Genomic DNA, 24,817 nt, shown 5'->3' on the forward strand with positions numbered 1-24,817 from the left:
GTGTATTTTTTGCGGGTCAGCGGCGAGCCGCTTGGAATGATTTTGTCGGGCATGGGCAGTGGAAGATAAGACTTGCCACTGTCTGTTTTTACTCGACCACCTCAGATACGTATTCTGGTTGAACAACGTCTCTTCCAGCTTGCGTTTCTGAATTACGACGTTGTACTCTTCCAACTCTCCTAGCAACTCATTCAAAAAAGTGGACTTGGCAGTAAACAACTGCCAGTTAAAAGGATTCTTCTCACCTGCCTGAGCGTAGTAGTAGTTACCTGCTGCTTTGTCATAATAGATATCGTACAGCTGACTTACAGTATCTCGAATATCAGCTTGCGTCACCTTCTTACTATCAGTTGGCTTTGCTGCTTGGCTCCTGGTCTTCTTAGTACCTACAAGGCTAGGTAGCTTTAAATCTACTCCAGCTTCACGAGCCAGGAGTACCAGCGTACCAACACCATGTTGTATTCTATCCTGCTGGATGTTTCTAAAGAGCTTCCGGACGCCATCTGGATTATAACCACTACCATCTAGTCTACTGAATTGGTCGAAGATGGACAGAGCATACTGGTTATCACCTACCACTCCTTTCACCACATTTGCGACAGCAAACCAATCATTGTAGCTGCTGGTAATGCTCCTACTCTGTTGCTGGCAAGCTTCCAGGATGGTCTTTACTACTAGTAAACCGTTGTCATCATCATCCTGGTCTTGGTCATTTCCATCCGTTTGGTGAACACGAACACTAGGTAACCTCTCCTTTTCTTGCTTAATGTATTCTGCCTTCCAATCTGAACTAGGAGTATGTGAACCCAGCCCTAGCCAGATATCTACACTAGTACGACGGTACACATCAGCATCTGGATTGTAGTACACATTAGTATCTGCACTTAGAAAGCAGCCTCTAGACACATTTGCGGTCTGGGTATCCAGCGCAGTACCAAGTTCAGGAAGCTCTTTCCCGACTAGTTCAGCCAATTTCTTCCAGCAAGCCTTATGCTCGTCTGACTTACAATCAACTTCAAAAACTACCTTCAGACCGTCGCCCGTGGGCGAGACAAAGGCTAGCTTGACGTAGCGTCCAAACTTGCTTTCCAGCAGTCTCTGCTTGGTAACCTGGACATCTTCAAGATGGTCGTAATCCAAGCAGAGGTAACCTGTATATGTGTCTACCTTCAGGCTAGCATCACTTCTTACACCTTGAAACTGACCAGCGAAGGCCACGACAGGCAGCTTCTCTTTTTCCTCTTTGTTGCCAGTAGCTCTGTATTGCTGTATTTGGTTGGTGATATCATCCTGTTGGATGAACGTACCACTCTTTATTATTTCTGCAACTCTGCTGAGCGTTAATAGCTGCTCATTAGGTTGGTTTCCTCTCAGCGACTCGTAATAGTTGAATTGTGGCTGTAGAGCGTCATTAATGGTGTTTTTTAGTTCGTCAAATTGTTGTGTGGTTAACATTTAGTTAAACATGTTCTGTATTCTATTATTTGTTATCTGCTAAGTGTAGGTAATTACCTTATACTCTATTTCTACCAGCACTAGGACTTAGGTGCTTAACTAAAGCTTCTTCGAGTAGCTCAGTCACTGTTATTTCTCGACGTTTGGCTTCTGATTCTACCAGCGTCTTCCAAGCTGGTACCAGCCTGAACGTAATCCGTTCAGTTCTCAGGTCCTTTTCTACTTTTTGCTTTTCTACTTCTTGTTTCATGTTTGTCTTTGTGTACACCATTAAATAGTGGTGGCAGACAAACATCTTGTCTTTTATGTATACTAAGAAAGTAAAAAACACATAGCATAATTATAACTCATTAATAATCAGAGACTAAATTTTACATAATAGGCATTAAAAAACCTCTACGTCATGGTGTAGAGGTTGAATTTCGTCTTACAATGTGCCTACTGGCTACCATACTTCTCAGCATCCGACGCGTTCAGGATACTATTCTTGATATGTGCTAGTACTTGTGCCTTGCTGGTCATCTGGAAGCCTAATGCCACAGCGATTTCATCCCAGCTGACCCCAGGCTTTTTAATCAGCTCCAGAACACCTTTACTCACACGTTCTGGCGGCGCAGGCTTCACCCGTATAGGCTTCACATAACTAGCAGGACGCTTATCTACTAAGTTATCCAGCCTATTATTTTCCTTGTTGCCGTCAGCGTGGTAGGCCTTCTTTTTACCCCAAAATGCCTCAGCAGCGAGGTTATGTACATATGCACTTCTCATAACACTCCAGTTGTTTAAGAACACAGATACGCCATATGGTGTGTTTCGCAGTCGAGGCATAAAGTCACCTTTGCGCACGCGGCCCAACGAGCTGACCTCGTAATGCTCCCAGTCAGGAATTGACTTCCAGATTTCAACTTCTTCCATGCGTGTAAATACGCCCTGCAAGCATAGATGACAGACGCCAGAAGGATTGTATACCCATGCGGAGAGCGTTCAACCTGGACTAGCGCAGGCAACAAAAAACCTCTATACAGGAGCATAGAGGTTAAATTTCATCTTACGGCCCTTGCTAAGTAGATTTTAGTTGTTAGCGAAAAGCTTTTCAAACTCATCTATTTGCATCCTCGCACCCGTAATTTCACCGTTGAAATCTTTTACGACAGTAACAACTTCTTTCCGTTCTGGACTATAGATGCTAGTAACCACATACTTTTTACCGTTTTGCAGAACTACCAGCATGATACGATATGGTGAAAACTTTCTGTAGACCTCATTGCCATTTTCTATTACCAATAAATTTTCCTCATCTTCATAATGAGTATACCTGATGTCCTCGATATTGTCCATAGACACGTATGAACCATCTTCTAATTTAATAGTCATTTTCTTTCTACCTTGGTTATTAGTGTACTTTTTTTCTCAATATACCAAATTTTTCCAACATGTCGTTTTCGGAATCATTAATCTCAGTCTGTATTTCAGAAATCAATTTATTCTCGTAGACTATTGAAACCCTTTCTCTTACATTATCTAGGTCTCCTGACAAATCTATTTTGTAACGACTCACTTTGATAGGAGACGTCTTACCACCAAAGAAGACCAAGATTTCACCTGTATTTTTATCCTTCAAAACATGCCTTTGACTACTGGTAAAATTGATTTTTTTATCAATACTAATAGGTTCTCCGTTGTACAGAATTTTCCCTTCGTTCCTGTAAGTATACTGGGAGCCCTGTAAAGTATACTTAGGATGAACAACTTGATGAGGATTGTAATCGGCAAATACACCACCAAGTATTTGTATTTTATAATAGAATCCTTCTTCATTAATAAAAGGCGAAAAATTAAAGAAGAAGAACTCTAGTTCTAAGTAGCAACCCTTCTCAATAGTATCCATATCTTCTGGAATAATGTATGCCTCTAACCGAGGATATGTAACCTTCTTAAATAAAGCTTCTATGTAGTGGTGAGGAGCTGGCTTCTTTTGCCCATCAATCCTCATATAGTAGATATTATCTGTTTGGTGAGGAGCATAAGGACTCTCATCGATTTCAAATACACACACTTGATAATCATCCTTTCTGATTAACTGAGCACGGATACCAATCGGCAAGGGTATTATCTTATCAGAAATCTTACTAATCAGCCAATCCTTTTCGACGGTAAGAGGGACCCTGGTCAAGTCCCCAACAAACACCTTCTCTTTCTTACCATCTACCTTCTTTCCTTCGGGTGCTCCCCAGATAAGTAGCCCACCACTGGAGTTGAGAAAAGCACAGATACCTTGGGTCACCCCCTCTATCTTATCATCCAGCTTACCATTGGGATTACATGACTTGAACTCCAGTTGGTCTGATTCTTCTCGTTCTACCGAGAAAAATGCTTCTAAATCAGGATAGGTTAGTTGCCCTAGGGGCTTACCAAAGTAGATTTGAGAGTACTCCATATAAGAAGTGTAACGGTTTAGCTTAGTCAATAATAGAACTCTAATAAAGTTAGCAATATTCTTAGTATTTTTAGCACATATGATTGCCTCTCATTACACTTTTCGCACTCTTAGCTTCCAGGAGCAAGTAGTTCTGGTCTGGGATGGAGGAATCTACCTAGCTACTCGCTACGAGGAAGAAGACACAGTTGGCCTGTATCACATGTCAGGAGGCTACTTCGTGGAGCTGTTCTATGACCACTTGGAGAACAAGATGCAGGAGTATACCAGGACCCTCACTAGTACGGAGTGCTTGGAAGATTATGCTTGTTACATCAAGCTCACAGATTTATAAAGTAGAAACGAAGAAATCCTCAACTAACCGCGATAATAATTCATGAATACTATCAAGTTTCTATACAGAACCAAGATACTATTGCCAATAATAGCTCTTCTGTTTGCACTATTATTTCTTAGCTCTATTGTAAAAGGTTTAGAAGCTACTCTTTATGACAACGTAGCAAAACCTTACCTGTCAAAGGTAGCAGGTAATGCCCCTCATGACGTTCTTGTAACTTTAATAGCGCTATCATTCATTGCTATTGCATCTATAGTGCTAAGAAAGAAGCTCAATGGATACCTGCTTCTATCGCTTAGCCTAATAACATTACTAATAACAAGCTTCCATGTATACTTAAGAGTTTTCACAAACACCTGGGTTTTCACAGGATTCAAGCTATACGATAAGCTCAAGTACTTAGATATCCCTGTTATACTATTGTTTATCTACTGTGTTGCTGCAATATCCGTCTACTTATTAAAAAATACGCAGGCCAGAAACCTAGAGAAGAAATCGGTTGAAAATTCAGGAAAAATATTATTCCCTATTATAACCAACGATGAACCAATCACAGGTACAGACGAACATGCTGATGAATTAAGCTATAACGGTTATGCCTCTACATTAGCAGCATCAATCAATAACAACAGATTTGATACAGCATTTGCTATTGGCATCAATGGACCCTGGGGAACTGGGAAAACATCATTTATAAATCTAATTATTTGTGACATTAACAAAAAAGACACAATACACATTGAAGTCTCTCCTTGGAATAGCAATACGCCCAAAGACCTCATTAAAGATTTCTTCGACACAATGCAGGAAGCATTGGCAGAGCATCACCAATCAATACCATACTTACTAACAAAATACTCCAACAAACTAGTTAATATTCACGAAAACAAAGTAACAAGCCTTATAAAGAAAGCAACTTCTACTGTAGCTAATAACGAATCTATTAATAGCATTCATAAAAATATCAATAACACACTCAGAGAGATAAACAAAAAAATTATTATTACGATAGATGACCTAGATAGGCTAGATTCGGAAGAGATTATGGAAGTCTTGAGACTTATAAGGAATACCGCCAACTTCTATAATACATTTTTTATAGTTGCGTACGACAGGACTTATGTATCAAAAGCCCTTGAGAAACATAACACACATAATACAAATCAATTCATCAATAAGATATTTCAAATAGAAGTAACCCTTCCATTCTACAACAAAGATATATTGATAAACAAGTTAACAGCGCAACTCATCATAGCATTTCCTGAATCTGAAAAGGTCTTTAAAGAAGCATTTTTTGGAGCAGAGATTAACACAGAGCCTGTTTTAATAAAATCTTGGCTAACGAGCTTACGAGATGTAACAAGATTATCGAATAGCATATCTTTAAATCTAAGCAAACTTATTGGAGAGGCTAATAATCAAATAATAAGCGAGGTAGACGTGCATGATTTCACTAGAATAGAAATACTAAGACTCAATTATCCGGAAGTTTATCAATTACTATACAAACAAAGAGAATTATTTTTACAGAGACCATATTATAATAATGAAGACCAGAAATACACTTTAAAAAAGAAAGAAAACAATGATAATAATGAATACTTACTTAGTGAACACCTTGAAGATAATCTTGAAATATTAGCGATTGAAAAACATTCTGTATCAAAGATAATAGAACTTATTGCAGCTATTTTCAGTGATTCTAATAGAATAGAAAGAACAAAACAATCTATAGTTTACCCGAGTAAGTTCAATCTTTATTTCTCCTACGCGCTTCTACACAATAACTTATCAGAAATAAGCTTCATTCGCGCAAGAAGCTCTAGCCAAGATATCTTCAATAATCATATTGACAAATGGATAGAGAGTGGGCTTACAGATGAATTATCCGAGCGCTTTGAATATATTACAGCTTTCGACAACCCAGGAGATTACAAGAAAGTAACAACAGCTATTTTTTATTTTGCCAGCAGAAAGCCTAAAAAAAGCTTCTTTAACAAGTATGGCGATGAAATGATAGGCTTTAATCCTGAAAAAACTATTTATTTAATAAATATTTATGAAACACACAGCTCTAATATGGATGAAGAGAAAAATATACCATTAGAAAGGCATGAATTTATTGAATTTGTTAGAGAATTATTCATCAATGCCTCATCGCCGTTTATTTTTGAATCATCAATAATAAAAAAGATAAGCAAAGAATACCAACACACCTTTACTCTATCCCCAGAAGAAATAAACAATATTGCAACTAATTACTTACAAAAATACTGCAATCAATCTGATGCAAGATTCAAAACTGCTCAAACATTATTTCTTAACTGTGCAACATACAAAGATGGAAAATATGAAAGACCATCATCTCACGCAAAATCTATCTACCTGTTTTTTGCAGTAGAGAGAGCACTTGATGACTTCATTCACTCTATTTTATACCGCTGGAGCACAGATGGTGATAAATTCTTAATTGGGCCTTATGCAAAGGATTACTATGGTAATTACGAAACTCTTGTTAACGTTATAAAAAAGAGCACATTTGCCAATTGGAATTACTTACCAGAATTCATTAGGTTTTATGAGGTCTTCAAAAAGAATCAATATACCCCAGTAGAATTCGATTTTAAAGACATACCTATTCAAAGAGTCTCATACGACACTAGTAACTCTTAAATTAAAAAATACCTGGACATTCCTTCTTGATTCGGCCTACGATTGCAGCCGCTAAGTTGTCTTTAGGCTGTCCTTGGTGCTCAGCCCATGCTTGATGTTGGGCTTTTATCACACTGTCAAATCTTGAACGTTTCCCGCCGCACCAAGACAGGATTTTAACAAGCTGAGGGAGCGTTACGCCACGATTTTCCATGACTTTACAACCCTGAGCTACATGTATAGCCTCAGCACCACTCCAATCCGCTAGAATGTTACGGTTTACAGCCTCTACGGGCTCACTCTTAGTCTTAGGAACTTGGTGCGAGGGCTTAGGGTTCTTATCAGCCAGCGCCTCACCAGAGGCTTCCACAGGCTGTATCGGCAGCGCCTTGAAAATGACACCTAGGACACGTTTCCCGCGCTTTTTGGTTTCGTAGCTATAACCAAGCTCAGCACACACCTTATCGAGCAAGGCACGGCGAAAATCCGCCAAATTGGGGTAAGTGGTCAAGTCGTTCAGGATAGCCATCCGGAGTTCTTCGACCTTCCATGCTTTAATCGTGTTGAGTGATTGATACGACTTCAATAGCCAGAAAAGCCGGTAAGTATGAGGATTGCGGAAACGAACCCGAGTAAAATCTACTTGTGTAAAACCGACGCCGTTAGCCTCAAATCCTATCAAGTGCGATTCAGCTGCTGGGTTCCATGTACCAACGATATCCCCAGTCTGTTCTTCAATCCCTAGGGTATCAAATAAGCTTGTATCACCAAGGCATTGATATTTTCTGGATAATAGGTTCTCAATGGATTCGCGCACCAGCGCATACGCTTTGCCGGAGTAGCTGGTAATGACATCCCCTACCATCCTCACGCGTATCTCCTGAAGTACATTATCAGCTCGACGCACAGTGCGAAGACACGCCGCGAATAATCTAGCCTCCGTAACCGTCATAACTGACTGATTTTCTCGGACAATAGTGTTGCTGAGTGTCGCTGTAGTTTTCATTTCTGTACTGCTTATATGCTTTATGGTACTGCAAAGTTAAGAATAATGCAGTACCAAACAACATATATCAGAAAATTTACCTCAGATACAGTACCATATACCTGGTATATCAGTACAAGAATCGCAACTGAATGTACCATAGACCTAGTAATCCAGTACTATAATCCAGCTGAGGCAGTACCATAGCACAAGAACACTCTTCGGACAATTTGAAAATCAACGAGTTAGCCTACCTCGAATAGGGAATAAAAGGAATACATGGAATAAAATCGAATAAGGATTTCGATTTTATTAAATTGAATTAAAAAGGGAAAATAATTAGGAAAGGCGTATCTTTACTTTATCAGCGGCGTAAAGCAATACACTATGGATATTCACCCTTTCGAAGAATGGTTACCAGCTAAATTTCACCCTGGATTCGAGGTCTCGAATTTTGGTAATGTTCGATTTCAGGACACGAAACAATTAGCTGAACTACGTAAAGGTGCAGATGGGTTTATTTACGCGAATCTAGACCTTCCAGTGGATTATTTAGTAGCGGCTGCATGGCACTCAGGTGAAGAGCTAATAGAGGGAAAATTTGACGTTATTCACCAGGATGGTGACACAACAAACAATATGTCCTATAATCTAGTAGCTGTACCATTGTAGTATTACCAAGCAAGCTCAGCTACTAGTTGAGCTTTTTGTTTTCCTGGTAAATAACTTGCGTGTATGTTTGGTCAGAAGTTATTACTCTGCTACTTCTGAGGTTACTCATTTTTATCTGTTCTGTTCTGTATTGCAAGGAGGTCTACCATATGGTAGGCCTTTTTTGTTTTTCCTGAGTTAGCAATGACAGTATATTTGTTACAACACACTAATCAACCAAATACCCATTGACGAGGCTTACCAGCCCTGACCATAGATAACAAATGAAAGCAGGGTAACTCCTGCTTTTTTCGTTTATAGAGTATTTACTACTATACAAGGCAACAACATGGAAGAACTAGCGAAACAACTACAAGAAAATAATAAGATGTTACATGAAATAGCAATTCAGCTTTCAATTATTGCAGACGTACTTAGAAGTGAGCAAATACGAAAAAACAGGAAAAGAGAAGCAAAAGCAGAAGGCTACCGGTTTAACAAGGTGACAAAACATTTCACTTGACAGCCGTAAGATAATATTCTTACATTTGCAACATACCGAACTTCTACCACTAACACAGAAATGATGAGCACGGAAATGTTTGCAGCGCAATTGAAAAGTTTGACCACCAACACACCTCAGGCAGTTCAGTACCTGAATCACGACGCTATAGACTTAGCGGACGCTTTGGAGCAACTGTATAACAACAGTGTAGAGCACGTGAAATTCTTATGTGATAAGAGCTACGAGTACGTGGCTTACTTTACTAGTGCTGCTGGAATTGTGGTGAACCTTCTGGACTAGATATTTAGCCTACCATCGAGAACCAGCCTTAGCGCTGGTTTTTCGTTTTAGAGCCTTACCACGCCACTTTAGGGACCTCAAAAGGGAATCACCTTGGCGCTCGGGCGAACGTTTAACCTGAAGGTACATGGTTTACTAGGGTTCCAAGTAGCTTTCCAATCATTAAAGCTCACTCCTATAGGCCTCAAATCTACTCCTACAAAAGTCAAAGTTACTCCTACATTTTCTGGTTTGTAGGAGTGAATTCTGGGGTATTTGTAGGAGTAACTTTTCCAGACCCGAACTCAAAAACCCTTATAACGTGCTGAAAACGAACTATTTAAGCACAAAAAAGCCTCTCATTCCTGAGAGGCTTATGGTGATTCCGCTGGGATTCGAACCCAGGACCCATACATTAAAAGTGTATTGCTCTACCAGCTGAGCTACAGAATCGTTTATTTTGTTGTGGAATTGTGTTCCTTTATTGTGGGCACAAAAGTAGGGGGTCATCATTTAACCACCAAACATCTTGAAGAAAAAAACGAGGTTTTTTTTACTGTTTTTCACACTTTTTTGGCAAACCATTCTGGCTCAAAAAGTTAGTAAAACGCTTTACAAAGCAGATTCTTTGTTTTTGGCAGGCAAACAGGAGCAGGCGTACCCGTTGTATCGCCGAATCCTGCGGCAGGAGCGCCAAGCATCACCTCAGCTTCTGTTGCGCATGGCTTACGTGCAGGAAGGTCTAGGGCATTATACGGCGGCGCTCTACTACCTGAACCTGGCCCAGACTCGTCAGCCGCGCCATGCTACTTGGCACAAAATAGTGGAGCTAGCCCAAAACCAACGCGCCACCGGCTACCCCGATTCGTGGCGCCAAAGTCTGATCATCACCTTTCGCCGGTACTACTACCGTGTCCTGCAACTGCTGCTCATTGTGGCGGTGGCCGGCGGAACCCTCCTGCTAGCACGACGGCGCTCCGTGGCGCGGGGCTGGTGGCTCGGCTACGCGGCTTACCTAGGTTTGGTCGCTGCGTTCCTGAACGTGCTGGGTCCGGTGCAGGCGGGGATAGTGGCCAATCCGCACGCCGCCCTAATGGCTGGGCCGGGTGCGGGCTCTTCCTGGCTCACGACGGCGGCGGCTGGCGACCGGTTTGTGGTACGTGGCCAGCAGGATATCTGGTACCGCGTGCTGTGGCGGGGCCATACGGCGTACATCCGCCGTGCTGACTTGCTGCTAATCAAGTGAGTAGTTAGCGCAAGTTGCGAAGTAGGCGGACCTAGCTCCGACGGGGCACTATAGTGGCAGTAGCCGGCGCCCGGTTGGAGCTTAATCAATAGCTTCATCGGTAAAGCACAGTGCCCGGCAGCCGATAAGCTAGGTTTGTAACTTATCGGCTGCCGGGCACTGTGCTTTACTGGTGGAGACTTATACCTTGAAATCCGTTTCTTCTTTACGGAAGTGATTGAGCACCAACTTATCCGTGAGGCCTGGCAGCAGCTTGTTCAGAAAGACCGTGAGCTTACCCTGGCTGGTAAGCACCAGGTCGCGGCGGCGTTGGCGCACGGCACTGACCAGGTGCTGCGCCACCTCTTCGCTGCTCATCATCTGAGCTTCGTCGCGCGGCGATTCGCCCTGCGCGGAGCCGTCGGCGGCCAGGGCCGTCTGGCGAATGTTGGAGGCGGTGAAGCCGGGACAGGCCACCAGCACATGTACCCCCTGCGGCAACAACTCCGTCCGGAGGGCTTCCAGGAAGCCGTTCATGGCGAATTTGGAAGCGGAGTAGCCCGTACGCCCCGGCAGCCCGCGGTAGCCGGCAATACTGGAGATGCCCACAATAGAGCCTTTGCTGGCTTGAATGTGGGGCAGCGCAAACTTGGTGGTGTACACGGTGCCGAAGAAGTTAGTCTGCATCAGGCGCTGGATTACGTCGAGTTCGGCATCCTGAAACAGGGCGCGCATGGAAATGCCCGCGTTATTAATCAATATATCTAAGCGCCCGAACGCGGCAATTGTCTCATTCACAGCTTGCTCTGAGTCGGCAATGGTGCCCACGTCGGCGCGCACGGTATGGTGCTGAATACCTAGGTCGGTGAGTTGCCGGGCTGTCTCGCCCAGACGTGCCGCATCGCGCCCGGTGACAACCACCTTGGCGCCGGCCTGCCCAAATGCCACCGCACTGGCACGCCCGATGCCGGAAGTACCGCCGGTTATTAAAACTACTTTTCCTTTCATACGGGTTAATTCTTTGTACTACTCCCCAAAGCTAGGCAGTCTAAACGGGGTTCGGGCAGCAAATAGGTTCGAAATTGACGGTAGAAGTTTGGGCGTAGATCGTGGCGGGACTAGCCTTTCAGGGTTTGCCCGCACCGGTACAGATTGCAACAGTCAAATCAGGCGCGGCTTGTCGGTAAAAACTGCCGCTTTTTATTGCCTTATTCCTGAAATACAAACCAGCGAGCGGCAGCCTTTTGGATTTCGCCACAACCTAGGTCGCTGTCAGAAGCCCAGGCGACAATTCCATCCGGGCGGATCAGCACCGCGTGCAAGCCGAGTTGTTCTTTTGCCCCTCCGACACATACTTTATTTGGTTGTCGTAGTCACCCGTCAACGCTTGCAGGGCAGAATCTCCCTCAAAGTCAAGCAGTATGCCTTGGCCATCGTGCATGAGTCCGCCAATCGTCGTCCCGCCTTCCAGCTCAAAGTCAGGAACGCTGTGTCATATTAAAGGATGGTCGCCACCAAGATGGTACTGTGTATTAACACCTCATACCCTCCCGGCAAAATAGGTGGCTCCGTCGTGCGTATTCATTAGGTCGCGGATGATGATGTGCTCACGCGTGATGAGCTTCTGCGTGCTATAAAATGCCCCACCGTCAAAATCCTGTAGGATCAGGTAACCGGGCTGCAATTAAAGGTACATGCCGGTTGGAGTGAGGTTGGAGAAAGCAGCGGCTTTTAAGGCGCCAAGTGGCAGCTTTTTTCGGTGACGTAGCCGTGTTACTGGATTATACACAGCTTCAATTGTACAATTAAGTCAGTACATTTAACTGATCTTTCGGCACATTGGTGGCAGCTTCTGGGCAGCGCGCTTTGGTTGTTTAACGGGTCGTTCGAGCTGGCGAGCAGCGGCAGCATTACTACAACGACAAAGCTAGCTACCTGGCAATTGACGTACCCGCGCATGACTTCGGGGTGCGACATACGCTGTACGCAGCTGATTTTCTATTTTCTTAGCTACGCACGAACTGCGTCTATATCTTCTCCTCTCGCTTCTCATCAACGTTTTATATGCCAAAACCTTTACTCCGTAGTTTGCTGGCTTGGTTGGTCTTGTTGGTGGTGCGTGTGGTGCCGACTGTAGCCTCCCACCTGGTCGGGGGCGAGTTGAGCTACCAATACTTAGGTGTAAGCCCGACTAATAGCGCGCTGCACCAGTACCGCATTACGGCCCTGATTTACAACAACTCGGAGTGTACGCCCGGCACGAATGTGTCGAACTACCCCGATGGTCGAAGCAATGTTTTTGTCAGCATCTACAACAAGGCAACTGGCAACCTAATCGACAGTAGGCAGGGCACCCAGACTTTTATTTCCCTCCAGATTAGCTGCGGGCCGGTCGTGACGCTGAACGAGCCGCAGCCGAACGGAACTTTCCGGCTGCCGCGCGTGGCCAATCCGATCATCACTCCCACCCAGCTCAGCGCGTGCACCGCGCCGGGTGGCACGCCGCCTAGGGTGCGCCTGTGCCGCTACGAGGCCGTGGTAGACCTGCCCGAATCTGCGCTGGGCTACTATGCCGTGTACAGCGACGGCACGCGCAGCATGGACGTCACCAATCTGCGCAACCCTACGCAGCAAAACCAAACCCTTTACGTGGAGATAACGCCGCCGCGGCTGTTCAACTCCTCCCCTAGCTTTTCGGATACGGCCGTCGTGGTGATTTGTCAGGGCGATACCAGCCTTGTGCTGAACAACGCCGTGGACCCTGACGGCGACCGGCTGGTTTATGCCTTCAGCACGCCCTACAACGGCCCCATGAATGCGCCGGCCACCTTCACGCCCCCACCTGCCGCCGTGACCTACGCCGATGGCTACAGTGCCGCGGCCCCCTTCGGAACAGGCGCGGGCAACTACATTGAGCTGAATGCCCGCACCGGCCTGAGTCGCTATAGTGCAGCCCAGAGTGGACGCTACGTTGTGGCAGTAGAAGTGCAGGAGTACCGCTCCATCAACGGGGCCGAAGTGCTGCTGGGCTCCACGCGCCGCGAGGTGCAGCTGGTGGTGCAGCGCTGCCCCACCAACCAGAAACCGCAGTTTACGGCGGCTACGCTCAACACGCGCTCCTTCACCGTAGAAGAAGGCCAGTCGCTGAGCTTCAACGTGGCTGCCTCCGATGCCGACGGCGACCCGCTCACGATGCGCGCCACCAGCGTGCTGCTCGATGGCTTCGATGGCCATAATGCCGAATTTGCCGGGCTGCCGGGCTTGTTGCCGCCTACCAGTATCGCGGGTTCGGTAACTATAAGGGGCACTGGTGGCAACGTGGGGGGAGAATTTGTATTTAACACTCGTTGCGGCGATGCCCGCCCGACACCCTACGATGTCGTCGTAACGACCACCGACGCCGCTTGCGGCGCTAAAAGCGTAGCGGAAGTATTTCAGATTACCGTTATTAAAGCCACGCCGCCTATCAATATTACGGGCAGTGCGGTGGTTTGCGACCTAGGTTCGACGTACGCCTACACCGCGGGAGGCACTGCCGCCAGCGCCTACCAATGGAAAGTATACGGCGGAGCTATTCAGGGCGCTACTACGGGCGCGACGGTGCAGGTCCGCTGGAACACCGTTGGCACCGGCCGCCTGACCGTTCAGAAAATCGTGGAGCCAGCCTGTCTTTCCGACTCGGCTTCGCGCATGGTAGAAATCCGGCCACCGGTGCTGGTCGACGCTGGCCCCGACGCCACGGTATGCCCCACCGCGCAGGTAAGGCTAGGTACGCCGGCTCAACCAGGTCTGAGCTACCAGTGGAGTCCGGCCACCAACCTGAGCAGCGCCACCAGCGCCCAACCAATTTTCACGGCTGTTAACACAACTGCCAGCCCCATCACGCTGACTTATACGCTGACAGCTACCACGGCGGAAGGGTGCGCGGCCACCAGCACGGTGCAAGTCAGGGTAAACTCGGCGCCGACCGCCAGCATCACCGGGCCGCGGAGCGTATGTCCGGAACAACTTACCGGCATACGCTACTCCGCAACGGGACTCGCAGGCTCTACTTTTCAATGGGCCATAATCGGCGGCACGCTCGTGAGCGGGCAGGGCACCAGCAGCATCGTGGTCGACTTCGCAGCCGATGCGGAGGCTCGCTCCGTGAGCGTGATAGAAACCTCCACCACCAATTGCAGCGGCGCTCCAAATACGCTGGCTGTCAGCCTCGACGACGGGCGCGTGAGCCTCCGCCTGGCTTCCGTAGATGCCCAGAGCGACGCCCGGATCAGCTTGACGCTGAACACCGTTGGCACTCCCCCGCCCGGCAGCCGCATCACCGTGCTACGGCGCGAGGCGGGCAGCATGGGCGCCTACACGACTGTAGGCAACGTCGCTAACAACGCCGCCACCTTCACCGATGCCAGCCTCGATACCGATGCGCGCGCCTACCAGTATCAGTTGCAGCTCACCAACGCCTGCGGCACCGTGCTCAGCAGCACCGAACACACCACCGTGCGCCTGGAAGCCGTGGCCACCCAGAGCCAGGGCGGCCGCGACGAAGGCCGCGTGACGTTGCGCTGGAACCGCTACCTAGGTCTGAACATCGCGCAGTACGCCATCTTCCGCCGCGTCGATGGCGGCCCCGAGGAGCTGGTGCAAATCGTGCCGACCACCGGCGCCGCGCAGTACACGGTTGAGCTTACCACGGGCAGCCTAGGTTTCAACCAGTGCTTCCGCGTGCGGGCGCAGGCGCTGCCTTCCGATCTGGAGTCGTTTTCCAATGAAGTGTGCGTGAATTTTGCAAACCCGCTGGCGTTCTACAACATCATCACGCCCAACGGCGACGGGCGCAACGACGTGGTGTACATCGACAACGTGCAGCTCTACCCCGGCCACACGTTCAGCATCTTTAACCGCTGGGGTAAAGAGATTTATACGACCGCCAACTACCGCAACACCTGGGGCGGCGAAGGCGCTACGGCAGGCGTGTACTACTACGTTTTCAAGCTGGCCGATGGCACGAAGAAGAAAGGCTGGTTTGAGATTGTGAAGTAAAACCTAGCTTTTACTGACGTTACTCCTTTATGACGCAGGCATCATTGCCCGCAGAGGCCGCAGTGTACACGCAGAGGTTCGCAGAGGTCGTTTAGCCAAGGTTGGCTGGAAGCAGACCTAGGGTGAGGCAAATCGTTTTACCTTTGTCCTCGTGAGCAAAGCAGCAAAAATCCCGGCGGAGGCACTCCGCGAAGTCGAAATAACCGACATGGTGGCCGAAGGCAAATGCCTCGTGCGCCACAACAATATGGTCATCTTTGTCACGGGCGTTGCGCCCGGCGACGTGGTCGACCTGCGTATTACCAAATCCAAGAAGAGCTTCCTGGAAGCCGTTCCGACGCACTTTCATAAGTATTCCGATCTGCGCGTGGAGCCTTTTTGCCAGCACTTCGGTGTGTGCGGCGGCTGCAAGTGGCAGCACATCGGCTACGATACGCAGTTGAAATACAAGCAGCAACAGGTGGAAGACACCTTGCAGCGCATTGGCAAAGTGGAGATTCCGACGGTGCTGCCGATTCAGCATTCGCCGGCCTTGCAGTACTACCGCAACAAGCTCGAATACACGTTCAGCTTCATGGGTTGGCTGACCGCCGAGCAGATTCAGGATGAGACGCAGGAGTACGACCGGCGCGTGCTAGGTTTCCACACGCCTTCGCGCTTCGATAAGATTATTGATATTGAACACTGCTGGTTGCAGCCGGAACCTAGCAATGGTATTCGCCTCGCTATCCGCGAGTACGCCCGCGAGCATATGCTGCGCTTCGGCAACCTGGTGAAGCAAACGGGTTTGCTGCGCAACCTCATCATCCGCACCGCCAACACCGGCGACCTGATGGTGATTTTGCAATGCTACCGCCAGCACCAGGCCATTGAGCCGCTGCTCGATTATGTCTACGAGAAGTTTCCGCAGATCACCTCGCTGAACTACGTGCTCAACGACAAGGGCAACGAAACCTTCCACGACCTGGAGGTGGTGTGCTACAAAGGCGAGCCGTACATCCACGAGGAAATGGAGGGGCTGCGCTTCCGCGTCGGGCCGAAGTCGTTCTACCAGACCAACTCGGAAGGTGCCTACGGTCTCTACAAAATCGCCCGCGACTTTGCCGGCCTGACCGGCAATGAGCTGGTGTACGACCTCTACACCGGCGCCGGCACCATCGCCAACTTCGTGGCTCGCCAAGCTAGGCACGTAGTGGGCGTGGAGTACGTGGAGCAAGCCGTCGCCGATGCCCGCATCAATTCCGGAATCAACAACATCACGAACACCGAATTTCACGCCGGCGACATGAAGGACGTGCTGTCGGCCGAGTTCATCGCCGAGCACGGCCGCCCCGATGTCGTCATCACCGATCCACCCCGCGCCGGCATGCACCCCGATGTAGTGCAACGCCTGCTCGAAATGCGCGCCCCGCGCATCGTGTACGTGAGCTGCAACCCCGCCACCCAAGCCCGCGACCTAGAGTTGCTGGACGAAGCGTATAAAGTGACGCGCGTGCAACCGGTGGATATGTTCCCGCATACGCACCATGTGGAGAATGTGGTGTTGCTGGAGTTGCGGTAATTAAACGAGAGTCAAAAAGTTTACCCTAGCGAAGTAGTTACTACTTAGCATGAAGACAGTCCTAAGAACGCTATTTCAACTATTCACATGCTGGTTCCTATGTTCGTTGTCTGTGCGAATGTTTTATAGGCTTGATGGCGTTCCTCTCGGATCTGTTTCTATTGGTATTTCACTGACGATTATATTACTGAGCTTCTTTGTGATAATTATTGCTCAGAATATTGTTGCTGCCAAAACAATCAAAGAGTCTTATATCAGTCTGACACTGACAGGCTTGGCTTGCTTATGGTCCTTTTATCTTTTGCCAAGTTCTCCACGCAGGGCGCTTTTACTTCACCTAGCTTTTTTGACTAGCTATTTGCTTACGGTATTGGTTTTTCGTAAAAAGAAAAAAGCACCAGTAGTTTAGAACAACCTTATGGATTACGCCAACGACCCCGAACTGAACGGCAAATACCTAGGTACCATCACCAAGGATTTCGCTACGGTTTCTGATACGCTCATGGAAGCGTCGTCGCAGATTCGCAAGCGCGACATTTCCAAGTACCCTATTTTCGTGTTTGCCCGCCAAGAAGTGCCGCTGGGTGGCTTGCTGGTGAATGCCGATGAGCTAGATCTGGAGTGGCACGTCTTCGCCTCCTACCTGGAGCTTTTCGTGCAGCAGCGCATCATTGCGCCCGAAAACGTGGAAGCCTTCGAGCAGACTTACAAAGACCCGAATGAGTACTGCTGCCTCTTCGTGCTGGATGAGGAGTTTACCAATTTCGTGTACATTCCTTATCCAGAGGATTAGCACTCTCTCCATCTGTCATCCTGAGCTTGCGAAGGACCTCCCTCTGATAAGCGAAAACCTTTCTACAAGCGAAAAGCCCTTGATGAACCACCTAGGTTGATCAAGGGCTTTTCGGTTAAAATAGAGCTTTTCGCTTATCAGAGGGAGGTCCTTCGCAAGCTCAGGATGACAGATGAGAGAAAACCTAGCTTAGAAATGCTGCCAGCCTTGCGCTTGCAGCGGCACAGCCTGGCCGGCTTTCGTCACGAGGTTCACGCCTTCGCTCTTCACCATGATGTTGCCAATGATGGTAATATCCGGGTGGTTTTTGAGCTTGTCGTAGGCGGAGAGCGGCACGGTGAAGAGCAGCTCGTAGTCCTCGCCGCCGTTGAGCATACACATGATGGGGTCGAGGTTGAACTCGCCGGCGGCTTCCAGCGTGGGATTGGCGATGGGCAGGTTTTCGGAGAAGATACGGGCGCCCGTGCCGGAAGCAGCGCAGATGTGCAGCAGCTCGGAAGCCAGGCCGTCGGAAATGTCGATCATGCTGGTAGGCGTGATACCTAGGTCCTTCAGCTCGTGCACGATATCCATGCGGGCCTCGGGGCGAAGCTGGCGCTGCACCACGTAGCTGTAGCTGCCTAGTTCGGGCTGCATGTCGGGGTCGGCGAGGAAGGCCTGCTTCTCACGCTCCAGCACTTGCAAGCCCATGAAGGCGCCACCTAGGTCGCCGGTCACGCAGATGAGGTCGTTGGGCTGGGCTCCGCTGCGGCGTACGGCCTGGCCGCCGGGCACCTGCCCCATAGCCGTCACGCTGATGGTGAGGCCGCCTCGGCTGGCAGTGGTGTCGCCACCCACCAGGTCCACGTTGTAGGCTTCGCAGGCCAGGCGCATGCCTTCGTACAGCTCCTCGATGGCTTCTACCGAGTAGCGTGCGCCAATAGCCAGGCCTACCACAATCTGGGTCGGCGTGGCATTCATGGCAGCAATATCTGATACATTGACGGCCACCGCCTTGTAGCCGACGTGCTTCAACGGGGCAAACGTCAGGTCGAAATGCACGCCTTCCACCAGCAGATCGGTGCTCACGACCACATCACTGGTTGGGGCGGGCGTGATGATGGCAGCATCGTCGCCGATGCCGAGGCTAGTGCTGGCCTGCCGCAAGGTCACGGTGTTTTGCAGGCGGCGGATCAGGCCGAATTCACCCAGGGTATTTAAAGGAGTTACGTCGCTCATGAAAGAATACTGATTTGCGTGGGACAAAGGTAAGGGCCATAACGTTGTAGCGCGAGTTGACTTCAGGATGTAGCGCGAAGCCTGCGCTTCGCGTATCGTTGAACGAAATCGTTCGACTAATCTAGGTCTGGTCGTTCAACGATACGCGAAGAAGGAGCTTCATGCTACTTGAATATTTTAATCTGTTTGTACGTTATTGTTCCCATGAAAAAGATCTTCCCTCTAGCCTTACTCGTTTTGTTGGCTAGCCTTGATGCCTGCAAAACGGACCGCTCGCCCAAATCGGCCGACCTGGCTTCACCGGCCGCCGCTAAAGCCCAGCTCGACGTATTGCGCGACTCCGTAGATGCGCGCTGGACCCAGATGGTCGCCAGCGATGATGCCAAAATCAGCGCAACGCGGCAGGTGTTGCGCGAATTAGCCAACCAGCCCGGCACCGACCACAGCCAGCTTCAGCTGCTCACCCGCGCCAACGACCGCCTGAAGCGCCTGCGCTACAACCAAGAGACAATGGCCAACTCCGCCCAGATTGACGCCTACGATGCCGCCCAGGATTCGCTGCTACATGTGCTCTACCCCATTGCGCAGCCCGCCGCCGGTCAGTCCAGCGAGATGGTACGCAACCTGACCGAAGGAATACAAACATCTGATAATGAAGTAGTAGGCTACCGGCTGCGCTACGATCAAGCGGCCAAGCAGTTCAACAACTACCTGAAGCTACACCAAGAGCAGCTTTCAAAGCTGGGTGGCAAATACGCGAAGCTACAGCCGCTGCCTCTCTTTGAGCTGCAACCCTAGGCATCAGAAGCCAGTCAGTCTATAGCGGCGCTTGGCTGCTCTCGACACTCTTATGTTTCCTAGGTTTCTGCCAAGGACAAGCAGCGTGAGCCAAACAGCCTTAACAAGGCTCTAAAAACCTGGCAATCATCCACTTGATTTCTATATATTGGTTATAGCTTAAAGAACAATTCCTGTTAGGAAAGATAAAATCAACTACAAACCGGTTTAATTCCTACATTTTTGTACGTCTCTGGATTGCCGGTCGCCCTTACTGCTGCTCCCCTTGTCTCTTACGATACCCTCCCCAACGCTATTCCTTCGTCCGTCAAGAATTCTTACGGCGCTTGCTTTGGGATTTTTTATAGCACTGCTACCCGCCTGCCGCGACGCTCGCCTGCTCACTGTAGGTCCTGAGTGCAATGTGCGCGCCACCGTGCGCGACCTCACCGCTCTCGACGGCTGCGGCTTCGTGCTGGAACTGCCCAACGGCACACGCTTGTCGCCGGATGCGCAGGTGTGGGAAGGCTTCACGCCCTATGAAGGCCAGCAGGTGCTGATTCGGTTTATAGAAGTAAACCGGGCCACAACTTGCCAGGTCGGGCGCCCGGTGCATATCCTTTGTATCACGGAGGTACAGCCAACATCGGGGCAGTATTGAGCTTGCCTCCGAAACTTCAACTGTATTAAACCAGCTCTTTTTAGCAAAAAAGAAAAGCGGCCCAGATTGCTCCGGGCCGCTTTTCTTTTTCAGAACGTTAGCTGCTAGCTTCGGCTTACAGCTTCGCCATTTCTTCGCGCACGAAGTCGGCCAAAGTACGCAAGTAGCTGGTGCTAAAGTCGAAACGAATGCCGGCGGCAGCGTAGATCTCACCAATCGGAGCGGTGTAGCCGAGGGCCAGCGCCCGCTTGTAGGCCGCCAGCCCTTCCTGCGGGTTTTGGCGGAAGTTGCGCCAGACGGCAATAGCGCCGAGCTGCGCCATGGCATACTCAATGTAGTAGAAAGGCACTTCGTAGAGGTGCAGCTGCTTCTGCCACAAGTAGGGCTTGAAGCGCTCCAGGCCTTTCCAGCTCACCGTGCGCTGGTTGAACTCGTCGAAAATCTGCACCCAGCAGTTGTGTCGCTGCTCAATGCTATGGTTCGGGTTTTCGTAGATCCAGTGCTGAAACTTGTCGATGGTAGCAACCCAGGGAAAGGTCTCGAGCACGCTTTCGAGGTGCGTTTTCTTAGCCCGGCGCAGCTCATCTTCATCGTTGAAGAACAGGTCCCAGTGGTCCATGCTCATCAGCTCCATGCTCATCGAAGCTAGCTCTGCCACCTCTGACGGCGGGTGCTTGTCGGCGGAAAGCGGCAAGGAGCGCGTCAGGAAGCTATGCACGGCGTGGCCTCCTTCGTGCAGCATGGTCACCACATCGCGCAACGACGAGGTAGCATTCATGAAGATGAACGGTACGCCGGTTTCATCCAACGGGTAGTTGTAGCCACCGGGCGCTTTGCCCTTCCGCGACTCCAGGTCGAGGTGGCCCATGTGCCGCATCGTGCGCAGGCAGTCACCTAGGTAGGGGTCGAGGCGCTGAAACACTGTAACGGTCTTTTCCAGCAGCTCTTCGCCCGTGTCAAACGGCCGGAGCGGCGCCTTGCCCGACACGTCCACGTCGAGGTCCCAAGGGCGCAGCTCAGGCAAAGCTAGGTCTTGGCGGCGCTCCAGGTCAAGCTCATCGATCAGCGGCACCACGGTTTCACGGATGGCCCGGTGAAAGGCAAAGCAGTCCTCGGGCGTGTAGTCGAACCGGCCGAGCGCAGCGAACATGTAGTCGCGGAAGTTGGCAAAGTCCGCGTTCAATGCCGTTTGATGACGCAGCTGAATCAACTCCGTGAAAAGCTGATCCAAAGGTTGGGCATCCTGCTGGCGGCGCGCCTGAATAGCGTACCAAGCTTCTTCTCGTACCGTCCGATCCGGATTCTTAAGGCGGTCGGCAGCACGGGGCAGCGTAATTTCTTCGCCGTCGAGCTTCACCGTCATGGCCCCTACCGTGGCGGCGTACTGCTGCTGCTTGGTGCTGATATCGGTTTTAAGCGGAATGTTCTCGGCACGGTATATTTCCAGGGCTTGGCGCACCGAGCGAATGAACACCTGGTAGCGGGCCGGGTCGAGGCCACCTAGGTAGTCCGAGCCCATCATCTTTTCGTTGAGGGCGTGGTCGTAGGGAGCGACGTTAGGCTCTATTTCACTTACAAAATATTGAAAAGCTTCGGCGCGGTCCGTGTCTTGGGTGTCGCACGTCATGCGGATGTAGCGCCAGGCCAAGTCTTCGCTCAATACGCTTTCCAGCTCGCTACGGTCAAGAAGCCACCGTTCCAGCTCCTCCGAAGAGTTGATTTCCCGGTCGCGGAGTTCTAAAAAATAAGGTTCGAGTGCAGTCCAATCAGTGACGGTAAAGTCCTCGGGGAGGTACTGGCGCGGGGGGCGCTGTGTTTCGGTAGCCGAGGCAAGCTGGGGTTCAGGGGCGGCATTTATCATGGGTACAAGATACACTAACGTTTTTTCTTGTTAGGACTTTTTGGTAGCTCAACCGGAATTTCCTGCAGGCTTAATAGCCGCGGACATCCGTGTTTAGCGGGCCCGGAAACGGCGGTAGGACCCCTCTGCGCAAAACCAATTTATTGGTTTAATCAAGCTCAATCACTACATCGTCGGTCAGCGGGTGCCCAACACAGGTGAGCACATAACCTTGCTTCAACTCCGCATCAGAAAGCCCTTCTCGCTCATCCAGATGCACTTTTCCCGAAAGGCACTTGCCGCGGCAAGCCGTGCACAAACCCGCCTGGCAGGAATACGGCAGATCAATGTCCAGGTCGAGCGCCGCTTCCAAAATCGTTTGGGACGGCGCCACTTCCACTTCGTATTCAGTGCCTTCGTACTGAATCGTAACCGTACGGGTCACGATTTTCCCATCGTCGTCAGCTGCTGATACGTCACCGTGTCCGTTGGGTTGGGCCGCGGCTGCTTCCATTGTTTCGGCGGCCGCCACAAAGCTCTCCCGACGGATACGGTTGGCTGGCACGCCCAGCAGGTCGAGGGCAGCGCGGGCTTCGTTCATCATGCCTTCGGGGCCGCAGAGGTAGTACTCGGCTTGCTCGGCCGGGAACTGGTGCTTCTGCTCCAGAATGCGCAGCAGCATGGTGCGGTTCAGGCGGCCGGTGTGCTGGTGCGGGCTAGGTGCCGCGGGCTTGGAAGACGTGAAGCGGCTGAAAAAGGAAGTACTCTTTGCCTCGGTTTTGCCGGTGGGCTGGCTGTACACATGCTCCACTTGCAGCCGGCTAGGATATTGCTCCTGAAGCTTTTGGAGCTGGTCGCGGAAGATGACCGATTCCTCGTTGCGGTTGCCGTACACCAGCAGCACATGGCTGTTGGGCTCTTCCCGGACCACGGCTTTCAGGATGCTCATCAGCGGCGTGACGCCGCTGCCCGCGCCCACCAGCACCAGCGAACGGGCGGCTTTAGGGCTAGGTTTCACGGTGAAGTTGCCGAGCGGCGCCATCACTTCGATCTGCTGGCCTACTTTCACAGTATCAAGCAGATAGTTGCTAACCAAGCCGCCGTGTACTCGCTTCACCGTGACGGACAGGCGCGGGGCTTCGTGGGGCGTGCTGCTCAGGGAGTAGGCGCGGCGCTCCTTTTTGCCACCGGGGCCGCAGGGTAGAATCAGGGTCAGGAACTGGCCAGGCTCGCTGGGAATGGGCTGGCGGTCGGGCCGTTCGAGGTGAATGGTTACGGCGTCGCTGGTTTCGGGAGTAAGCTCGACGACGTTGAGCGTGAGATAAGGACTGCTCATGTACGCAATAAAAAGCTAGGTTGAGTAGGATAACCGAGTTAGGGTGCCGCAGGTTCGGCGCAACAACAAAGTACGTGGTTTTGTCGCGGACGGGTTAGCTTGCAGCCTTGTTTTGGCACTTTGGTTATTATAGCTACAACCTAGGTTGCGGCCTAGCTCCCACCCCAGAATCTTCATTTTATGCTCTCTGCTTTGCTCCTGCGCCATCAGGCGGAATTCGGTGCGGTTCTGCCCGTCGACCTGAACGGCGCTGACGTATGCCGCCTCGACTTTACGGCCACCAACCCCACCCTGCTTGCTGCCGACCTGCGCGACAGCGCTGCTTTTGAGCAGGTTGTGCAAGCAATGCTCGCCGCTCAAAGTGCCCGCGTTGGGGTGGGCGGCTACCTCGAAAACCGCGTCATCTACCGGCGCAGCCCCGACCTGTTTGGCGACCCGGCCGTGCCCGCCCGCTCCCTGCACTTAGGGGTGGATGTGTGGCTGCCGGCTGGTACGCCGGTGCTGGCTCCGCTGGCCGCCACCGTGCACAGCCTAGCCGATAACGCCAATTTCGGCGACTACGGCCCCACCGTTATTCTGCAACACGAGTTGGAAGGCACCACATTTTACACGCTCTACGGGCACCTAGGTCGGCGCGAGCTGCCGCTGCTGCGCGAAGGCCAAACGCTGGAAAAGGGCGAAGCCTTTGCCACCGTCGGTCCCTATCCTGAGAATGGCGACTGGCCGCCGCACCTGCATTTTCAGGTGATAGCCGATATGGAAGGCCGCCGCGGCGATTTTCCCGGTGTGGCCTTGCCAGAGGAACGGCAGAAGTGGGCGGAGTTGTGCCCCGACCCGAATCTGATTCTGAAAAGCCGCTGGCTGTAGCCCGCCCTGTCATCCTGACGAAGATTCCGCGCATCAAGCGGCGTGACCTCCCTCTTCTACCCGACCAACTTGCTACAAGCGAAAAGCCCTTGATCAACCTAGGTGGTTGATCAAGGGCTTTTCGCTTGTAGCAAGTTGGTCGCTTCTCAGAGGGAGGTCCTTCGCTCCGCGTTGCTGCGCTCAGGATGACAACGA

At 50.4% G+C, this 24,817-nt stretch carries 22 protein-coding genes and 1 tRNA gene; 10 read left to right on the top strand and 13 right to left on the bottom strand.

The window, feature by feature from the left end; genetic code table 11:
* The 5 genes from IEX74_RS19465 to IEX74_RS19485 form a co-directional block, all read right to left on the bottom strand.
* Nucleotides 1–1,455 (bottom strand): BT4734/BF3469 family protein (locus tag IEX74_RS19465; RefSeq protein WP_188815709.1); only part of this gene is annotated, 1,455 nt, incomplete at its 3' end.
* A 58-nt stretch (nt 1,456–1,513) separates the two neighbouring features.
* Nucleotides 1,514–1,705, bottom strand: a complete 192-nt coding sequence (locus IEX74_RS19470; protein ID WP_188815710.1) for a hypothetical protein — start codon at nt 1,703–1,705, stop codon at nt 1,514–1,516.
* A 188-nt stretch (nt 1,706–1,893) separates the two neighbouring features.
* Complete coding sequence (locus IEX74_RS19475) at nt 1,894–2,370, bottom strand: NUMOD4 domain-containing protein (RefSeq protein WP_188815914.1); 477 nt, start codon at nt 2,368–2,370, stop codon at nt 1,894–1,896.
* Between the two features lie 156 nt (nt 2,371–2,526).
* The gene (locus IEX74_RS19480; protein ID WP_188815711.1) at nt 2,527–2,829 is read right to left on the bottom strand and encodes a hypothetical protein; all 303 of its coding nucleotides are present in this window, start codon (nt 2,827–2,829) and stop codon (nt 2,527–2,529) included.
* Between the two features lie 19 nt (nt 2,830–2,848).
* Nucleotides 2,849–3,892, bottom strand: coding sequence for an AlbA family DNA-binding domain-containing protein (locus tag IEX74_RS19485; protein ID WP_188815712.1), 1,044 nt, complete (start codon nt 3,890–3,892; stop codon nt 2,849–2,851).
* Nucleotides 3,893–3,971: 79 nt separating this feature from the next.
* On the opposite strand from IEX74_RS19485, the gene IEX74_RS19490 reads away from it, so the two are divergent.
* Nucleotides 3,972–4,226, top strand: a complete 255-nt coding sequence (locus tag IEX74_RS19490) for a hypothetical protein (protein WP_188815713.1) — start codon at nt 3,972–3,974, stop codon at nt 4,224–4,226.
* Nucleotides 4,227–4,268: 42 nt separating this feature from the next.
* The gene (locus tag IEX74_RS19495) at nt 4,269–6,905 is read left to right on the top strand and encodes a KAP family P-loop NTPase fold protein (protein ID WP_188815714.1); all 2,637 of its coding nucleotides are present in this window, start codon (nt 4,269–4,271) and stop codon (nt 6,903–6,905) included.
* A gap of 1 nt (nt 6,906) precedes the next feature.
* Here the strand turns inward: IEX74_RS19495 and IEX74_RS19500 are convergent, their stop codons facing one another.
* A complete protein-coding gene (locus IEX74_RS19500) occupies nt 6,907–7,890 on the bottom strand; it encodes a replication initiation protein (protein WP_188815715.1) in 984 nt (327 codons plus the stop codon).
* Between the two features lie 366 nt (nt 7,891–8,256).
* Between IEX74_RS19500 and IEX74_RS19505 the strand changes: the two genes are divergently transcribed.
* Nucleotides 8,257–8,541, top strand: a complete 285-nt coding sequence (locus tag IEX74_RS19505; protein WP_188815716.1) for a hypothetical protein — start codon at nt 8,257–8,259, stop codon at nt 8,539–8,541.
* A 1,140-nt stretch (nt 8,542–9,681) separates the two neighbouring features.
* On the opposite strand, the gene IEX74_RS19515 is transcribed toward IEX74_RS19505, so the two are convergent.
* Nucleotides 9,682–9,757 (bottom strand) — tRNA-Lys (locus IEX74_RS19515).
* A gap of 181 nt (nt 9,758–9,938) precedes the next feature.
* Between IEX74_RS19515 and IEX74_RS19520 the strand changes: the two genes are divergently transcribed.
* Nucleotides 9,939–10,550 carry a hypothetical protein gene (locus IEX74_RS19520; RefSeq protein WP_188815718.1) on the top strand — a complete coding sequence of 204 codons (612 nt, stop codon included), beginning with the start codon at nt 9,939–9,941 and terminating at the stop codon, nt 10,548–10,550.
* 180 nt (nt 10,551–10,730) lie between these two features.
* Here the strand turns inward: IEX74_RS19520 and IEX74_RS19525 are convergent, their stop codons facing one another.
* The 3 genes from IEX74_RS19525 to IEX74_RS23290 form a co-directional block, all read right to left on the bottom strand.
* Nucleotides 10,731–11,537, bottom strand: a complete 807-nt coding sequence (locus IEX74_RS19525; RefSeq protein WP_188815719.1) for an SDR family oxidoreductase — start codon at nt 11,535–11,537, stop codon at nt 10,731–10,733.
* Between the two features lie 200 nt (nt 11,538–11,737).
* Entirely contained in the window at nt 11,738–11,851 is a 114-nt protein-coding gene (locus IEX74_RS23545) for an aromatic-ring hydroxylase C-terminal domain-containing protein (protein WP_373285590.1), read from the bottom strand.
* Between the two features lie 218 nt (nt 11,852–12,069).
* Complete coding sequence (locus tag IEX74_RS23290; RefSeq protein ID WP_229755387.1) at nt 12,070–12,213, bottom strand: hypothetical protein; 144 nt, start codon at nt 12,211–12,213, stop codon at nt 12,070–12,072.
* 380 nt (nt 12,214–12,593) lie between these two features.
* On the opposite strand from IEX74_RS23290, the gene IEX74_RS19530 reads away from it, so the two are divergent.
* From IEX74_RS19530 to IEX74_RS19540, 3 genes are all read left to right on the top strand, one after another.
* The gene (locus IEX74_RS19530) at nt 12,594–15,569 is read left to right on the top strand and encodes a T9SS type B sorting domain-containing protein (protein WP_188815720.1); all 2,976 of its coding nucleotides are present in this window, start codon (nt 12,594–12,596) and stop codon (nt 15,567–15,569) included.
* Between the two features lie 151 nt (nt 15,570–15,720).
* The gene (rlmD, locus tag IEX74_RS19535) at nt 15,721–17,130 is read left to right on the top strand and encodes a 23S rRNA (uracil(1939)-C(5))-methyltransferase RlmD (RefSeq protein WP_262892047.1); all 1,410 of its coding nucleotides are present in this window, start codon (nt 15,721–15,723) and stop codon (nt 17,128–17,130) included.
* Nucleotides 17,131–17,548: 418 nt separating this feature from the next.
* Nucleotides 17,549–17,923: a hypothetical protein gene (locus IEX74_RS19540; RefSeq protein ID WP_188815721.1), complete on the top strand. Its 375-nt coding sequence runs from the start codon at nt 17,549–17,551 to the stop codon at nt 17,921–17,923.
* A gap of 189 nt (nt 17,924–18,112) precedes the next feature.
* On the opposite strand, the gene thiL is transcribed toward IEX74_RS19540, so the two are convergent.
* Nucleotides 18,113–19,141: a thiamine-phosphate kinase gene (gene thiL, locus IEX74_RS19545; protein WP_188815722.1), complete on the bottom strand. Its 1,029-nt coding sequence runs from the start codon at nt 19,139–19,141 to the stop codon at nt 18,113–18,115.
* 204 nt (nt 19,142–19,345) lie between these two features.
* Here thiL and IEX74_RS19550 point away from each other — a divergent pair, with 204 nt between their 5' ends.
* A complete protein-coding gene (locus tag IEX74_RS19550; RefSeq protein WP_188815723.1) occupies nt 19,346–19,939 on the top strand; it encodes a hypothetical protein in 594 nt (197 codons plus the stop codon).
* 331 nt (nt 19,940–20,270) lie between these two features.
* A complete protein-coding gene (locus IEX74_RS19555; RefSeq protein WP_188815724.1) occupies nt 20,271–20,579 on the top strand; it encodes a hypothetical protein in 309 nt (102 codons plus the stop codon).
* A 115-nt stretch (nt 20,580–20,694) separates the two neighbouring features.
* Here the strand turns inward: IEX74_RS19555 and IEX74_RS19560 are convergent, their stop codons facing one another.
* On the bottom strand, nt 20,695–22,440 hold the full coding sequence (locus tag IEX74_RS19560; protein ID WP_188815725.1) for a M3 family oligoendopeptidase: 1,746 nt from the start codon (nt 22,438–22,440) through the stop codon (nt 20,695–20,697).
* A gap of 148 nt (nt 22,441–22,588) precedes the next feature.
* Nucleotides 22,589–23,755: a ferredoxin--NADP reductase gene (locus tag IEX74_RS19565; protein WP_188815726.1), complete on the bottom strand. Its 1,167-nt coding sequence runs from the start codon at nt 23,753–23,755 to the stop codon at nt 22,589–22,591.
* A 180-nt stretch (nt 23,756–23,935) separates the two neighbouring features.
* Here IEX74_RS19565 and IEX74_RS19570 point away from each other — a divergent pair, with 180 nt between their 5' ends.
* Nucleotides 23,936–24,622, top strand: a complete 687-nt coding sequence (locus tag IEX74_RS19570; RefSeq protein ID WP_188815727.1) for a peptidoglycan DD-metalloendopeptidase family protein — start codon at nt 23,936–23,938, stop codon at nt 24,620–24,622.
* Nucleotides 24,623–24,817 lie beyond the last annotated feature (195 nt).

It is taken from the genome of Hymenobacter cavernae (genome assembly GCF_014641455.1).
Taxonomy (GTDB): Bacteria; Bacteroidota; Bacteroidia; order Cytophagales; family Hymenobacteraceae; genus Hymenobacter; species Hymenobacter cavernae.